This window comes from Allomuricauda sp. R78024, assembly GCF_044596045.1.
Taxonomy (GTDB): Bacteria; Bacteroidota; Bacteroidia; order Flavobacteriales; family Flavobacteriaceae; genus Flagellimonas.
On the sequence record NZ_CP138995.1, the window covers coordinates 1,442,413 to 1,457,500 of the forward strand.

General features: G+C 37.3%; 12 protein-coding genes and 1 rRNA gene (1 of these 13 cut by a window edge). 5 read left to right on the forward strand and 8 right to left on the reverse strand.

Annotated elements, in window-relative coordinates:
* Positions 1-45 precede the first annotated feature (45 nt).
* The 4 genes from SJY44_RS06395 to SJY44_RS06410 form a co-directional block, all read right to left on the reverse strand.
* Positions 46-1,134 carry an amidohydrolase family protein gene (locus SJY44_RS06395; RefSeq protein ID WP_396591746.1) on the reverse strand — a complete coding sequence of 363 codons (1,089 nt, stop codon included), beginning with the start codon at positions 1,132-1,134 and terminating at the stop codon, positions 46-48.
* 106 nt (positions 1,135-1,240) lie between these two features.
* The gene (gene lysS / locus SJY44_RS06400) at positions 1,241-2,932 is read right to left on the reverse strand and encodes a lysine--tRNA ligase (protein WP_396591747.1); all 1,692 of its coding nucleotides are present in this window, start codon (positions 2,930-2,932) and stop codon (positions 1,241-1,243) included.
* A 49-nt stretch (positions 2,933-2,981) separates the two neighbouring features.
* A complete protein-coding gene (locus SJY44_RS06405) occupies positions 2,982-3,539 on the reverse strand; it encodes a thioredoxin family protein (protein WP_396591748.1) in 558 nt (185 codons plus the stop codon).
* 105 nt (positions 3,540-3,644) lie between these two features.
* Positions 3,645-4,688 carry a helix-turn-helix transcriptional regulator gene (locus SJY44_RS06410; protein WP_396591749.1) on the reverse strand — a complete coding sequence of 348 codons (1,044 nt, stop codon included), beginning with the start codon at positions 4,686-4,688 and terminating at the stop codon, positions 3,645-3,647.
* 92 nt (positions 4,689-4,780) lie between these two features.
* Between SJY44_RS06410 and SJY44_RS06415 the strand changes: the two genes are divergently transcribed.
* From SJY44_RS06415 to lipB, 3 genes are read left to right on the forward strand one after another with little or no spacing between them, the layout of a single operon-like run.
* Positions 4,781-4,936, forward strand: coding sequence for a YqaE/Pmp3 family membrane protein (locus tag SJY44_RS06415; protein WP_082433465.1), 156 nt, complete (start codon positions 4,781-4,783; stop codon positions 4,934-4,936).
* 10 nt (positions 4,937-4,946) lie between these two features.
* Entirely contained in the window at positions 4,947-5,687 is a 741-nt protein-coding gene (locus tag SJY44_RS06420; RefSeq protein ID WP_396591750.1) for a hypothetical protein, read from the forward strand.
* A 32-nt stretch (positions 5,688-5,719) separates the two neighbouring features.
* Positions 5,720-6,436: a lipoyl(octanoyl) transferase LipB gene (gene lipB / locus SJY44_RS06425; RefSeq protein WP_396591751.1), complete on the forward strand. Its 717-nt coding sequence runs from the start codon at positions 5,720-5,722 to the stop codon at positions 6,434-6,436.
* Between the two features lie 31 nt (positions 6,437-6,467).
* On the opposite strand, the gene SJY44_RS06430 is transcribed toward lipB, so the two are convergent.
* From SJY44_RS06430 to SJY44_RS06445, 4 genes are all read right to left on the reverse strand, one after another.
* A complete protein-coding gene (locus SJY44_RS06430; RefSeq protein WP_396591752.1) occupies positions 6,468-7,163 on the reverse strand; it encodes a hypothetical protein in 696 nt (231 codons plus the stop codon).
* A 2-nt stretch (positions 7,164-7,165) separates the two neighbouring features.
* Positions 7,166-8,482, reverse strand: coding sequence for an OmpA family protein (locus SJY44_RS06435; protein WP_396591753.1), 1,317 nt, complete (start codon positions 8,480-8,482; stop codon positions 7,166-7,168).
* 130 nt (positions 8,483-8,612) lie between these two features.
* Complete coding sequence (locus SJY44_RS06440; protein WP_396591754.1) at positions 8,613-11,069, reverse strand: ribonuclease HII; 2,457 nt, start codon at positions 11,067-11,069, stop codon at positions 8,613-8,615.
* Positions 11,070-11,098: 29 nt separating this feature from the next.
* Positions 11,099-11,695 carry a ribonuclease HII gene (locus tag SJY44_RS06445; protein ID WP_396591755.1) on the reverse strand — a complete coding sequence of 199 codons (597 nt, stop codon included), beginning with the start codon at positions 11,693-11,695 and terminating at the stop codon, positions 11,099-11,101.
* Positions 11,696-11,896: 201 nt separating this feature from the next.
* Between SJY44_RS06445 and SJY44_RS06450 the strand changes: the two genes are divergently transcribed.
* Together SJY44_RS06450 and SJY44_RS06455 are read left to right on the forward strand one after the other, a co-directional pair.
* Positions 11,897-13,888: a putative porin gene (locus SJY44_RS06450; RefSeq protein WP_396591756.1), complete on the forward strand. Its 1,992-nt coding sequence runs from the start codon at positions 11,897-11,899 to the stop codon at positions 13,886-13,888.
* Positions 13,889-14,201: 313 nt separating this feature from the next.
* Positions 14,202-15,088 (forward strand): 16S ribosomal RNA (locus SJY44_RS06455); it runs 635 nt beyond the window's last position.

Consider the following 15,088-nt stretch of genomic DNA (forward strand, 5'->3'; position numbering starts at 1 on the left):
TTAATGACCTTTTTGTTTTTTAGCAAATACGAAGCAAAAATTAGATCACTGCAATTCTAAAAAATCTACAGCGTTTTTATAATAAATCTTGTGGAGAATTTCTTTTGAAAGTTGTAATCCTTGTGTTTTTTGGCCACGTATAACCAAAGAGTCGGAACTGCTTAAATAGCGCCATAACTGATTGTAGCTTTCGTCAAGATTCATTTCCTCTTCCTTGAGTTCGTCTGGGGACATTACATTTTCGGGAGTAGAATTGCCATAATCTGAACCGAATAGTATTTTATCTTGATACTTTTCAAAAAACGCTCGTACCTTTTTAGAGTCCTGGTTGGCTAAATCCCCAAATCTGGCTGCGAGTTCCACATACATATTTGAAAACTTGTCAAGGCGTTCACTCACCATCTCAACACTGTGGGACATACTTCCTAAATGGGCACATAGAATTTTTAAATCGGGATTGTTTTCAATCCATTTATCCCTTGCACTGATAATGGTTTCATATGAGGGTATTTCGGGAAACTTGTAGGCGTGGTATTGTGGATTGTTTTTATAATATCCGTAGTGCGGGTTGTTGGGGTCTAATGGTCTCCAGGCTTGTTCAGGTTCACCTATATGTGCCATTACTGGGATATTTTTTTGCTTCAGAAAATCCCAAATAGGTTGCAAGCGCGAATCATCTATTTGAATAAAATGCCCAGAGGTGTCTTTGGTTACCATTCCAAAGTTCTTCCAAACTTTGACCATTCTTGCACCAGAATCGATTTCTCTCTTTAATTGTTGGATTGCTTGTTCCGCAAAATCAGGAGAATCAATTCCGACACCGATTAATGAAGAGCAGAGAAAAAACAAATCGGAATGTTTTTGGGCATGAGCTAAATAGGAATCCCAACTTCTATTGATTCCTGTTGAGTCTTTAATGGAAACATCCACTAAAACCGATTGCATACTCCATTTTTCATGTAATGCGGGAAGGTATTCCCTAGGAAACTTATAGTGCGAATGCACATCAATTTTTCTGATAGACTGTTTGTTGGTTTCGGATACTGAGGTTTCCTTTGAATCACTATTTTCAGAATTTGTTTTGCAGGACGAAAGGACAATTACCAAAGTCAAAAACCAGACACTAAATTTCATAACAAGACAGTTTAACCATATTTCACATCAGTAACAAATACGGGTTATTTGCCTTTAAATTAATGAATTAAGTCGTTTAATTCCTCTTTTTGTAAAGAAAGCAGCACTAATTTTTAATTCTGGAAATTAAACCGGTCTCAGTTTTTTCAACTTCAAAGAGTCCCAGTTTTGCCAAACTCTTAGAGCTCTTATCCCATTTTTTACCACTAAGACCTGCTTTTTCTTTAAGCTCTGCCAATGGCATTTCACCGATAGGTTTAAGAATATCCATGATTATTTTTTCTTCTTCCGTAAGTTCCACTGCTTTTTTCTCCGGACGCATTTGCGGAAAGAACAATACCTCTTGTATGGATGAATTATTGGTCATCAACATGACCAAACGATCTATTCCTATTCCAATACCAGAAGTAGGAGGCATACCGTATTCAAGAGCACGCAAAAAATCCTGATCAATGAACATGGCTTCGTCATCTCCTTTTTCAGAAAGCTTTAATTGGTCTTCAAAACGTTCGCGCTGATCAATGGGGTCGTTTAGCTCAGAGTAGGCATTCGCCAACTCTTTACCGTTTACCATGAGTTCAAAACGCTCGGTAAGCGCCGGATTGGTGCGGTGTTCTTTGGTCAATGGACTCATTTCTTTTGGATAGTCGATGATAAAGGTAGGTTGCACGTAATAGTGCTCACATTTTTCTCCAAATATTTCATCTATTAATTTGCCCACTCCCATGGTCTCATCAACTTCTAATCCCAATTTTTGACCAACTTGCCTCAACTGAACTTCATTCATGCCAGCTACATCGTAACCGGTATGTATTTTAATGGCCTCTAAAATAGGAACACGAGCATAAGGCGCTTTGAATTCTATTTCATTTTCCCCAACAGTAACTTTAGTACTGCCGTTAGCATCAATGGCTATTTTTTCCAATAACTGCTCGGTGGTATCCATCATCCAGTTATAGTCTTTGTAGGCTACGTATAGCTCCATTACGGTAAACTCTGGATTGTGGGTACGGTCCATTCCTTCATTTCGGAAATCTTTGGAAAACTCATACACACCATCAAAGCCACCCACTATCAATCTTTTAAGATATAATTCGTTGGCAATTCTCAAATACAAAGGAATATTCAATGCATTGTGATGCGTTAAAAATGGTCGCGCCGCAGCTCCACCAGGAATGGGTTGTAAAATAGGAGTCTCTACTTCTAAATATCCTTTTTCATTGTAAAACTCACGAATACTGTTTGTTATTTTTGTGCGTTTGATGAAAGTTTCTTTTACCGATGGGTTTACCACCAAATCCACATAACGCTGGCGATAACGCATCTCAGGGTCATTGAATTCATCAAATACATTGCCATCGGCATCCTTTTTAGGTAAGGGCAACGGTCTCAGCGCTTTGCTCAACAAGCTAAAGTTTTTGACCATAACGGTCTTTTCTCCTACTTGCGTGGTAAACAATTCCCCTTCAACACCAATAATATCGCCAATGTCCAATAACTTTTTATAAACTTCATTGTAAAGGGTCTTGTCTTCCCCAACACAGATTTCGTCTCTATTAAAGTAGACCTGAATACGCCCTTCACTATCTTGCAATTCAGCAAAAGAAGCTTTACCCTGAATTCTTCTGGACATTAATCTACCGGAAATCACCACCTGTTTACCTTCTTCAAAATCACTTTTGATACTCTTGGAAGTAGCATCAACTGGATATAGCGCAGCAGGGTAGGGGTTAATTCCCATTTCCCTGAGCTTAGATAATTTTTCCCTTCGAACGATTTCCTGTTCCGATAGTTGCATAGTTTATAAAAAATTAAAGCGCAAAATTACACTTTTGCGCTTTAATTCCTTACTTGCTCTTGCTTAATGTGGCATAATTAGGGGTGTATGGTTTCCCGCTTACAATTTGTACCATGTCTTCCTCTAAAGATTCAATGGGAGTTTCCACTATTCTGTTAATTTCTTTACCATCCTTAAAGAAGATTATTGTAGGCACTTTTATGATGTTTAGCCCTTTTTCTTCACCCGTCGGGCTGGTCTTGACAAATCCCTTTCTACGATCAAGAGCAACAATTTCCAATTTGTTCATTGGGAAGTTGGCAGTTTCTAAAATCTTAATGATTCTAGGGACTTCTCTCTTGCTGTCACCGCACCATGTGCCTAGGAACAACTTAATTTGATGACGCTTTAGCGGTTTTTTAATGACGTTGATCAAAGTTTCATCAACGTCATAAGACTCATGGCCTTGTTGGAACCAAACTTGATAAGGTTCCGAATTTAGGCCATCCAGATTAATTTTACCAAGCAAGAATTTTTTGCCATTTTCCAATGTGATTTCCTTGTTAAATTCTTGGGAGAAAATAAGAGAGGAACTAATAAATAATACCGTTACTAAAATTGATTTCATAATTCTCGGTTTAAAGTTTAGAACCGAAAATTCAATAAAATCAATAGGTAGTCAGGCTTTTCGCAGATGGAAATTAGGACTAGACCCTAGGTGGATTTTATGAAATTAGAGGATTGACCTAATCTCATCTCGTGAAGAAACACCAAGTTTTTTATAAAGATTGTTGATATGTGTTTTTACCGTACTTAAACTAATAAATAGCTCTGAAGCAATTTCTTTATTGGATTTCCCTTCAGAAATTTTGACCATAATATTTCTTTCTTGAACGGTAAGCATATCAAAGGGATTCTTCTTTTTCTCACGTTTTCGCCTTTTAAAATTGAAATAGGCAACTTGTAAAATCAAAAAAAGTACTCCGCCAAAAAAAAGATATTTCCAATAGCTTTCAGTTGATGCTGTATCTGTTTGGTTCTGTATTACCCTATCTCCTTTTAGCTCATTTTCATATTGTAATGTAAAAGGGGCATCGGGGTATTTTTCTATTAACCTTGTCAACAGTTCATCATAGTAACCATTGAGTTTTACATCGGTCATATAGTATGCATGAGTCTCATTCTTTCTGTCCGATAAAAAATCGTAGATGTATAATTCAGCCAAAGGCTCATCTGACCCTTCTGCAAAGTCCTGTAATATTTTAAACCATTTTTTTGAATTGAGGGAAGTACTTGATTCACTAGTGTAATCCATGAATTCGAATATCATTTCTTCTTTTAGGGCATCTATGTCCAAAAAAACAGATGATTTAGAGTTGGTTGAAGCAATGGTACATAACGCCTGATTTTCAAATGATGTGGGAAATTGAAGAGTATCTTTATTTTTGGCAATAAAAAGCACACTTTCGCTACTATCGCACTGTCCTAAAAAATGGTTGGTCTTTAATTCATCCGAACATCCATCCAAATGGAGCTGGTATACTCGATTGCTGTCTAAAAGATTATTTCCTTCAAATTGAAAATAACCTAAGGAATCCACTAAAGTTTTTTGGATAATTTGATCTAAATAGATTCGAGAAGATTTCCTGTAATCTTCTATCAATGATAGATATACTGTTCTGCCTTCGTTTTCTTTTGATACTTGCCCGGAGAAATGATATTGTCCTAGCCCGGTAAAAGCGTTTAGAAGAATAAAAAGGAATATGAAAATCCGCATGTTACTTTTGTTAAGTGATTAAATTTAATGGTTTTGTGTAACAAATCCAGCAAATTGGATACCTATAAGTATCATCAATCAAAATCAAATCAATGAGTTTTTGGAGAGTTTTATTGGCTATCATTTTTCCCCCTTTGTCGGTCATCGGAAAAGGTTGCGGTTCTTTTGTTATTGTATTACTTTTAACACTTTGTGGATGGGTGCCAGGCATTATTGGAGCACTTGTCATACTAAATAATACGAACTAAAAGTAACCACATGAAAAAAATCCAAATCATGTTATGGGCATTGGCAATTGTCCTAATCTCGTCATGCAATTTTACAGAAGAAATATTTTTACAGGAAGATGGTTCAGGAAAACTATCAATCAATTTTGATGGGTCTGAACTTATGGAAATGGCAGGAGAAGAAATGATGAAGAGCAATGAAAAAGCCATTGATTCCTTGATTTCTTTTAGGGACATGTTGGAAGAGAAAAAAGATAGCATAGCAGCTTTACCACCGGAAGAACAGGTCAAATTGAAGCGTTTGGAACCTTTCAACATGCATATGGTCATGAATCCAGAGGAGAAGTTGATGAAATTTGACTTATTCAGCGAGTTCAAGAATGTGAGTGAAGTTAATGATGCATTTAACGCTTTTCAAGGTGCGAGTGCCCTTGGGCCAAATAGTGGAGAAGGAAAGCCAGCTCCAATGGGTATGCAAGACCCAACTACCGAGGTGCATTATGCTTTTTCAAAGAATTCATTTTCAAGAAAAGCCAAGATTATTGACGAAGAGTTGTTTCAACAGGGATTAGACAGTCTACAGGGTGCAGAAATGTTCCTTTCAGGTTCTACTTACACCCTTAAATACCATTTTCCAAGAAAAGTAAAATCTACCAATGTTGAAGGTGCTACATTTAGCGCTGATGGTAAAACCATGTTCTATGAAGTTGGGTTTATGGATCTTATGAAAAACCCTGCAGCATTGGACCTTGAGGTAGAGTTGGAAAACTAGTTTTCAGTCACAGGTCTTTGTATCTTTGCGGGATGAACAAGAAAGTTATCCTGCAAGATTTAGGTTCAAAGGATTACAAGGAAACTTGGGACTATCAAGAAGCCCTTTTTAAAGGAATAGTTGATTTAAAAATCAAAAATAGAAGAGAGCAGGCCAATCTTGAAACTCCTAACTATTTTCTTTATGTAGAACATCCGCATGTTTATACTTTGGGCAAAAGTGGCGATATTAATAACCTTTTGGTTAATGAAGCTCAACTTAAAGAAAAAGAAGCTACCTTTTATAAGATCAATAGAGGAGGAGATATTACTTATCATGGCCCTGGACAAATAGTGGGTTACCCCATATTGGATTTGGATAATTTCTTTACAGATATTCATAAATACCTTCGATTTTTAGAAGAAATAGTGATTTTAACCTTGTCAGAATACGGCTTGAAAGCCGAGCGTTCTGATGGTGAAACAGGCGTATGGTTAGACGTAGGGACTCCCTTTGCTCGAAAAATTTGTGCTTTGGGAGTGCGTGCCAGTAGATGGGTAACCATGCATGGCTTTGCATTAAATATAAATACAGATTTAGGTTATTTTGATTTAATGATTCCCTGCGGAATAAAAGACAAGGCCGTAACTTCTTTAAACGTTGAATTGGGAAAAAAGGAAGTAGACACAGAAGAGGTAAAACAAAAGCTACTTCAACATTTTAAAACACTCTTTAAAGCGGAGTTGATAAAACAAAAAACCGAGGTATAGGCCTCGGTTTTTTAATATATAAAAATATGATTTACTTTTCAAGCTTGGTCAAGACCATGCTGTTGGTCAACTTTCCTTTTTGATTATAACTTTCTTGCTTTACCATGCCAATACCTTCAGCAAGCCAAATTCTAGATGGAAAGACCTTGTTGCCCATCATTGCCATTTTTGTCTTGTTTTCACTATAAATAACGTAACATTCAAAATCACCCACAGGAGAAGATACTTTCTCTTTTTTCTCAACCTTCCTATTGATGGTTTCCACATTCATGTTCATGGTCATACCACCCATATCAGCAGCTATTTTCACATTTGCATCTGCTAACTCTTGGCCTACGGTCAAATTGTTGGGCAATTCAATGTCCGTGCCGGTAACATCAATTTCCACTGCGGCGAATTGCTGCATCATTTGCTGGTTCATTAAAGATTGGAAGTCGATTTTAACTACATCACCTTCGCAAGTAAAGCCATACTCGGATGACATAACTTCTTTGCCTTTATGGTCCTGGTATTTCATTTCCATTGTTGCAGAGGTCTTTCCTCCAGAATCTGAAACATTTGTTACGGTATAATCTGTTTTTCCTTGAAGTTTTCCTTTTCCATTGTAACTGGTGTATTGGAAGGATGCCCCGTCTTCAAGTGGATAGTATTTACTGCATTCAGATTGAGCAGTTCCAATTTGCGTTGAAAGAAAACAAATTACTGCGGATATTAATACTTTTTTCATGGTTATTGTTTTATGAATTCGACCCTTCTATTTTGTGCTTTTCCATCTGTGGTGCCATTGTCGCCTACAGGTTCAGATTCTCCCTTTCCTTGCGAAGACAATCTGCCCGATGAGATTCCGTAAATAGAAACCAATGCATTTTTAACTGCTTCGGCACGTTTTTGCGAAAGTGACAGATTACTTTCGTTGCTACCATCGGCATCTGTGTGCCCAACTATTTTAAGGTTCATTGAAGTTTCTTGTTGCAACACCTGTGAGATTTGTCTAATAATTCCCATGGATTGTGGTTGTATGTTGGCCGAGCCTACATCGAAAAGGATTCCGTTGGTGGATACTTTACCTTCGGAAATGAGTTTTCTTCTTAAGTCTATACCACCTTCTGCAACTTTGAGATTACTAATAAATACGCGTTCTGTGCCATCCTTGAAACCGTTCATGTGGAACTTAAGTGTAGTTAGTACCTCTCCAATTGGGACAATACGGGGAATGTCTATATGTTTTTCTTCGTTTACCCATAATCTAAAACGTTGCTTGTTCACAGCTATGGATACATGGGGTCTATTTTGTATTTCTTCCCTCAAATCTGCTTTTACGGTACTGTAAATATCTCTTCTATTGTTAATTCTACTTTCCATGGTAATTCCAACAGGCGTATATTGACAAAAGGAAATATTTGCGTGTACAAAGTTGCTGCCTTCTTGAAATTTGTCATCATCACTAAGATCAATCCTGAGTATGGCGTTGGAAGAGGTTTTGTTGTCAACACCAACATTCATTAAGTCAAATTCAATAGTATATTCTTCTGGGAGTTGTGGCACATCTGGAATGTAATAGAGTCTATATCCAGAGATCAGTTCAAGCCATTTTTCGGCGGAGTCTCCAAGAGTCACTATTTCTCCACTTCCATTGGTATTCCATTTGGAGGGAAAGTCACCAACAAAATCAAAAGCGAAATCATCAAAAAACATTAGCTTGTCTCCAGGAACATAGTCAAATTTGCTATATACCTGAATTGCTTTTGTTCCAGTGGACTCAGAAGTTTCTGGAATAGAGGTGCCGTTTCCTGAATTGCCTTGATTACCATTGCCTGTATTTTCGGGTGCTTTTGGGGCTTGTTTTCCGCTCGAACCAGGTTCGAGAATACTGTCCAATGCTTGATCTGTTTTTTTGGAAGTTTCGTTTTCCACACGGCGTTCCACCGTACGTTCTGCGGCTTTTTCAGCTTTTTTTGCCAGTTTTTTAAAGAATTGAGCATTACTGTTCATGCTGAATGCCATAGCAAAAATCAATAGGATTTTGCCTACAAAAGAGGTTTTCATTTACGTAGTGTTTTGATTATGTGTTCTTTAAGGTAAAATAATCTTTTTGAATCTACAAAAAGGACTTCATAGAAGTACGCAATATGTATATTCTGTTTAAACTAATGTATAAGCTGCAGTAAAGCTGCTGTTAATTCATCTTGTAGAGAATTAGAGAATTCTCTTGATCCTTAGCCACTAATTCTAGCTTTTTGTCATTGTCCATGTCTACTAAATCTATTAAAGAGTTTCCAAAAACAGGGAAATTAGGAATGGGTTTGGCTTGGCTATCGAACATGAATATTTTTTGATTTTGAATATCTGTTACACTTACGTAGATTTTGTCGTAGATATAAAAGATTTTGGGTTTTGTGTAGACACCTAAATCCAAATCCACTTTCTTGCCCCTTATACTTAGAACATTATCATCCATAAAGACCAAAGTATTACTGGTAGCATACATTCCATGATCTTTATTCAAGTTAAAATTGGTGCTGGTAAGTTTTCCTTTGGTGTCAACCTGGTGAAGCACCCCTTTTTTATTTGTGGTGGAAAACTTGTCTTTATACAAAAAGACTTCATTGTCTGAAAAGTCAATTTTTTGAGTCACCTTAATACGGTCACCACCGGATCTATGCAGGATTTTAAGGGTTTTATCTTCTAACTGAAATACCAAATAATCTTTATTGGAAATTCTGAAGTGTTTTGGGGCAGCAATTATGGGACTTTGCGCTTGGGTATAGATAAATCCGTCAACAACTTGGGCTTTGTTATTATACATAAATACCTTTTCACTTTGGGTAATAATAAAGCGATAATCCTTTTTTTCTTCATAATCGAATACCGCTAAAGGATTTAAATTTCCGCCTTCAAATGCTTTATTAAAGGGAGGCACTTCATCTCCGTTTCGGTCTATGATCAAAAATTGATTGTTAGTGCAGAAAGCCAACTGCAAACGACCATTTTTGTAGATGTCAACCTGTTGTATAGGGCCTTGTATTCTTCCATCCAGTTGTTTTTTCCAAAGCACCTTCCCATCAGTTGAAATTAGATACAAAAAGTTGTTTTGGTCTTGAACTACAATTTCTTGCTTGTTGGTTCTATGATTTTTCACAAACTGAGGATCAATTGCCAAATCTGTATCCAATTCCAAAGTAAACAAAGGTGTTACTGTATTACTTTTTACTGTTTTTTCAATTTTGGAGATTAGGAAGTTGATATGGGCAAAATCGGTATCTGCTACCACTTGGGCCGCAAAAGTATGGTCTGAGAAATCCCCTTTCTTGATTGGGTTGAAAAGTTTAGGGGCAAACTCTTCCTCAGCAAAGAAGTCTATTCCTGAGGAATTGGAAACAAATAAAATACTGGACTCATTGGCCAGCGTAGCTTTCGCAGTTTTATAGATAGGAGCATTGCTAAACGATGTTGCGTTCCGATAATTACTTATTAAGGTTTGTAAGGGTTCTTTACTTTCTGCAAAAACAAAAGTGTTTTCAAGAATCGTACAAAAATTAGATGCAAAACCTTTCAATAAAGGAGCGAACCCTTCCGATAACAAGTCCTTATGCTTTAAAACCAAAATTTCACTTCCTTGATAGGTAGAAGATGAGGTTTTATCGGCATTTAAGAATTCGGATAAGCTTTCAGTTCCAAAGGAGTTAAGCAATGCTACCTTTTTGTTGTTTAAATAGATGACGCCAACTTCTTCAACAGTATTAAAAAGGGTGTCAATTGGTTTTATTCTATCTAAGTAGACGTTTTGGTTTTTAGCAAAAACCTGATAATCGTCAAAGGTATAGGAAAGCACGGCCTGTGCATTTAATGGGGCAAAGAGAGGTGTTTTATTGGTTAACGGAGTTGTCCCTTTAAATAAATTGATGAAATTTTTGGTAGAGTCTGTTGCAACGGCAACTCCATTAAAACTAAAATTATCAGAATTGGCTGAAAAATCTACGGAGACCCAATCTGAAAAAGATTTTACACCATCATGATTTTCCTTTAGTTGTGAGGACAGTATAGAAGATGGCTCATTTAAATTAAAGAATAAAGTTGCTGATTTAGTAGGTCCAGCGGTATCATACAGCCTTTTTAATGTAGGATTGACCTTTGAACTATTGGAACGAGCCATATTTTCCATAAGCATAAGTGAAGAGCCTACAATAATGGTATTGTCGACTATCATGCTATAGACTTCATAGTCCTCAATAGTATATTTGGTTATGTTTTTGTTTTGGTAAGTAAGTGTCTCAACGGTCTTGTCGGTTATGTTTTCCAAATCAAAAAAATCAGCATTTCTATCGGAAACAAGAACAAATTCGTAATTCTCTTTACCAATTTCATAAAAAGCCAAAACGCAAGTGGTTTTGGTATTAACATGCTCTAATCCACCTGTCTTTTTAAGAATCTTCTCATGGATTTGAAAATTGTTTGTTTTTTCAAGGAAAGCATTGTTTTTAAGCTCGCTCTTGAAATTGGATAAATTATTAATTTTTACAATTAGTGCAGAATTTGGCGGTAAGTACCTTAATGGTGAATCTGTAATTTTTACCTCGGTCTGGCAAGAAATGAAGAAAAGGATGAGTATGGGCAGCAATACCTTGGATTTCATTTTCAAAGTTTCCAACAAATTTATGATTTTTAAATATCCAGTGTTAACTGTTCTGGAAGTTGTCTAAAGCTTTTTCTGTGATATTTGGTAAGTCCATGTTTTCTAATGGCTTCCCTGTGCTCTTTTGTAGGGTATCCTTTGTTTTTTTTCCAATTGTACATAGGAAATTCTTCGTGTATCCTTGCCATGTATTCATCCCTATAAGTCTTGGCCAATATAGATGCTGCTGCAATGCTCATAAATTTACCATCCCCTTTAATAATGCACTCATGTCCAACAGATGGATAGGGTTTAAATCGGTTGCCATCAACAATAATAAAACTTGGAACCTGTGCCAATGTGTCCAAAGCACGATGCATTGCCAAGATAGATGCGTTCAGGATATTGATACTGTCTATTTCATTTTCAAAAACATGACACACCGAAAATGCGACTGCTTCTTTTTCAAGGATAGGCCTTAAAAACTCCCTTTTTGATTCTGACAATTGCTTGGAGTCGTTTAATATTTTGTTTGAGAAACCTTTGGGCAGAATTATTGCCCCTGCCGTGACCGGTCCGGCCAAACAGCCTCTTCCAGCTTCATCTGTGCCCGCTTCATTTGAGTATTTATAAATGTGTTTGAGCATTTTCTATACAGACAAATATTTGGTGCTCTAAAATAAAGAATGAAATTTAAAGCAGAAAAATCAAACTTAAAACCCTTGAAGCTTTTTGCCAATGAATTCTCTTTTTTGTTAAGAAAGTGTTTTGACGAGAACTTTTAAGCTTCAAACTTTCACATTTCTTTAGAAACAAAACATATACCTTTGCTTGACGAATAACATGGAATGAGATTTTTATTTTTTGCCCTACTCTTTTTTCTGGGTCAATTACTTTTTGCACAACAAGACTCCTTACCCCCATTAGAGAAAACAGACTCTATAACTAAAGGAAAGCCCAGATTCATAAAACAAAAAGAAGAAGAGGAGGAGGAAGCTAGAACAGTTTCTATTACCGATTACAAGATTATTTCTTACGCAAGGGATACTATTACTTTGGATACTACCTTGACCATTTTAAAAGAATACAAATACAATTTTTTAAGAAAGGATGATTTTGAGTTGATGCCTTTTTCCAATATTGGCCAACCTTATAACACTCTTGGAAGAACTTTTTCCAATAATTGGTTCTATCCGCATATGGGGGCGATTGCAAAACACTTTAATTATTTTGAAACAAGAGATATAGATTATTATAATGTTGCAACCCCAATGACAGAACTTATGTTTAAAACTACTTTGGAGCAGGGGCAACTATTAGATGCTTTACTAACGTTCAATCTGTCTGAAAGATTTAATTTTTCATTGGCTTACAAAGGATTTAGGTCTTTGGGGAAATACCGTTTTGATCAAGCTCAGTCAGGAAATTTTAGAACAACGTTCAATTATAGCAACAAAAAGGATAACTATAATTTAAGAGGACACATAGCCGCCCAGGAAATTGACACCGAAGAAAATGGAGGATTACTTAATAGGGAACAATTTGAGAATGATCCAGAAGGTGATTTTACAGATAGGTCACGAATTGATGTTCAGTATCAAGATGCAAATAACCGAGTGTTGGGTAAGCGATACTTTTTGGACCATCAATTAAAATTATTGAACATAAAAAGAGATTCTACAGATAACGAACCTACAACACTTACAATTGGTCATGAATTTAATTATGAAACTAAGCTTTACGAGTTTATTCAGTCATCCCAAACAGATGCTTTTGGCCTAGACCCGTTTGTAACTCCTATAGAAGATAAGGCTCGTCTAAAAACAATGTTCAATAAAGTGTCCACAAAATTTTCAAACAAGACTTTGGGCAATGTAACGGGTAGTGTTAGCCTTTACAATTACAGCTATTTTTTTAATAGCATTTTGGTGACCGAGGCAGGTACAATTCAAAACCAATTAGAAGGAGAAGAAATTGCTATTGGGGGTGGTTATTCTAAAAAGTTTGGTCGCTTGTTTCTAGAAGGAGATATCAATTACAGTGTTTCTGGGGAGCTAACGGGGAACGCATTCAATGCGTCGGTGTCGTATCAAATAAATGATAATAATCAATTTTCTGGTTTTATTAATGCCTCCTCCCGAATGCCCAACTTTAATTTTTTATTGTATCAAAGCGATTATCAAAATTTTAATTGGCAGAATACAGCTGTTTTTGAAAACCTTCAAACACAGAGTATCGGATTTGGTTTTGATTCAAAAAAGTTAGGCTCATTGGAAGCTGAATATAGCGCCATTGATAATTATACTTACTTCGAGTCCATTGCAACACAAGAACAGATTGATAGTGCTCAAGAGACAGCTTTTGTAAAGCCGTTTCAGGAGGCCACAACGGTAAATCATTTGCGCGTAAAATATACCAAAGAATTTAAGTGGAGAAATTGGGCTCTCAACAATACAGTTCTCTATCAAGATGTTACCCAAGATAAACAAGTGCTTAATGTGCCGCAGCTGGTGACAAGGAATACACTTTACTTCTCAACAGACGCGTTCAAAAAGGCAATGTTCTTGCAAACGGGGGTAACCTTTAAATACTTTGCTTCCTACAATATGAATGCCTATAATCCATTGTTAGGAGAGTTTTACATTCAGAACAGAGAAGAATTTGGAGGCTTTCCCATGTTGGACTTTTTTATCAATGCCAAGGTGAGGCAAACTAGGATATATTTAAAGGCAGAACATTTTAATTCTTCCTTCTCCGAACCTAACTTTTATTCGGCGCCAAACTATCCCTTTCGAGACTTTGTTATTCGTTTTGGATTGGTATGGAATTTCTTTTCTTAAAATTATCACAACATTAAAATAATTTGAACCTGAAAAACAGTGGTTTACAATTTTATTTATTTTTTTAAAGAAAAATAGATGAAAACTACTTGCGGAGGAAAAATAAGGTGTTTATATTTGCACCCGCTTAGCTGATAAGGCTAGGTTGAAAGAGAGAGGGGGAAAGGCCTTTTTTAGGGTTTATTTTTTTCTTTTTGATTTAGAGAAGTTCATTAACATATTGTATAGACAGCGTAAAAGAGAATAACAAAGAACCATTTTGATGTCAAGGACTTGGTTGTTGTTTGGGAGTTGAATAGATATTTAACGATAGACAATGAAGAGTTTGATCCTGGCTCAGGATGAACGCTAGCGGCAGGCCTAACACATGCAAGTCGAGGGGTAACGGGGAAGCTTGCTTCCGCCGACGACCGGCGCACGGGTGCGGAACGCGTATGGAACCTGCCCCTGTCAGGGGAATAGCCCAGAGAAATTTGGATTAATGCCCCATGGTATCGCGAAGACACATGTTTTTGCGATTAAAGATTTATCGGACAGGGATGGCCATGCGTACCATTAGTTAGTTGGTGAGGTAACGGCTTACCAAGGCAGCGATGGTTAGGGGCCCTGAGAGGGGGATCCCCCACACTGGTACTGAGACACGGACCAGACTCCTACGGGAGGCAGCAGTGAGGAATATTGGACAATGGTCGGGAGACTGATCCAGCCATGCCGCGTGCAGGATGACTGCCCTATGGGTTGTAAACTGCTTTTATACGGGAAGAAACGCATCTACGTGTAGGTGTCTGACGGTACCGTAAGAATAAGGACCGGCTAACTCCGTGCCAGCAGCCGCGGTAATACGGAGGGTCCGAGCGTTATCCGGAATCATTGGGTTTAAAGGGTCCGTAGGCGGGCCATTAAGTCAGGGGTGAAAGTCTGCAGCTCAACTGTAGAATTGCCTTTGATACTGGTGGTCTTGAGTCGTTGTGAAGTGGCCGGAACATGTGGTGTAGCGGTGAAATGCATAGATATCACATAGAACACCGATTGCGAAGGCAGGTCACTAACAACGTACTGACGCTGATGGACGAAAGCGTGGGTAGCGAACGGGATTAGATACCCCGGTAGTCCACGCCGTAAACGATGGATACTAGCTGTCGGGACTTCGGTCTCGGCGGCCAAGCGAAAGTGATAAGTATCCCACCTGGGGAGTACGTT

Excerpts from the sequence above, each read along its gene's own strand:
- SJY44_RS06395 (WP_396591746.1), bottom strand. The coding sequence starts at position 1,134 with ATGAAATTTAGTGTCTGGTTTTTGACTTTGGTAATTGTCCTTTCGTCC.
- lysS (WP_396591747.1), bottom strand. The coding sequence starts at position 2,932 with ATGCAACTATCGGAACAGGAAATCGTTCGAAGGGAAAAATTATCTAAG.
- SJY44_RS06405 (WP_396591748.1), bottom strand. The coding sequence starts at position 3,539 with ATGAAATCAATTTTAGTAACGGTATTATTTATTAGTTCCTCTCTTATT.
- SJY44_RS06410 (WP_396591749.1), bottom strand. The coding sequence starts at position 4,688 with ATGCGGATTTTCATATTCCTTTTTATTCTTCTAAACGCTTTTACCGGG.
- SJY44_RS06415 (WP_082433465.1), top strand. The coding sequence starts at position 4,781 with ATGAGTTTTTGGAGAGTTTTATTGGCTATCATTTTTCCCCCTTTGTCG.
- SJY44_RS06420 (WP_396591750.1), top strand. The coding sequence starts at position 4,947 with ATGAAAAAAATCCAAATCATGTTATGGGCATTGGCAATTGTCCTAATC.
- lipB (WP_396591751.1), top strand. The coding sequence starts at position 5,720 with ATGAACAAGAAAGTTATCCTGCAAGATTTAGGTTCAAAGGATTACAAG.
- SJY44_RS06430 (WP_396591752.1), bottom strand. The coding sequence starts at position 7,163 with ATGAAAAAAGTATTAATATCCGCAGTAATTTGTTTTCTTTCAACGCAA.
- SJY44_RS06435 (WP_396591753.1), bottom strand. The coding sequence starts at position 8,482 with ATGAAAACCTCTTTTGTAGGCAAAATCCTATTGATTTTTGCTATGGCA.
- SJY44_RS06440 (WP_396591754.1), bottom strand. The coding sequence starts at position 11,069 with ATGAAATCCAAGGTATTGCTGCCCATACTCATCCTTTTCTTCATTTCT.
- SJY44_RS06445 (WP_396591755.1), bottom strand. The coding sequence starts at position 11,695 with ATGCTCAAACACATTTATAAATACTCAAATGAAGCGGGCACAGATGAA.
- SJY44_RS06450 (WP_396591756.1), top strand. The coding sequence starts at position 11,897 with ATGAGATTTTTATTTTTTGCCCTACTCTTTTTTCTGGGTCAATTACTT.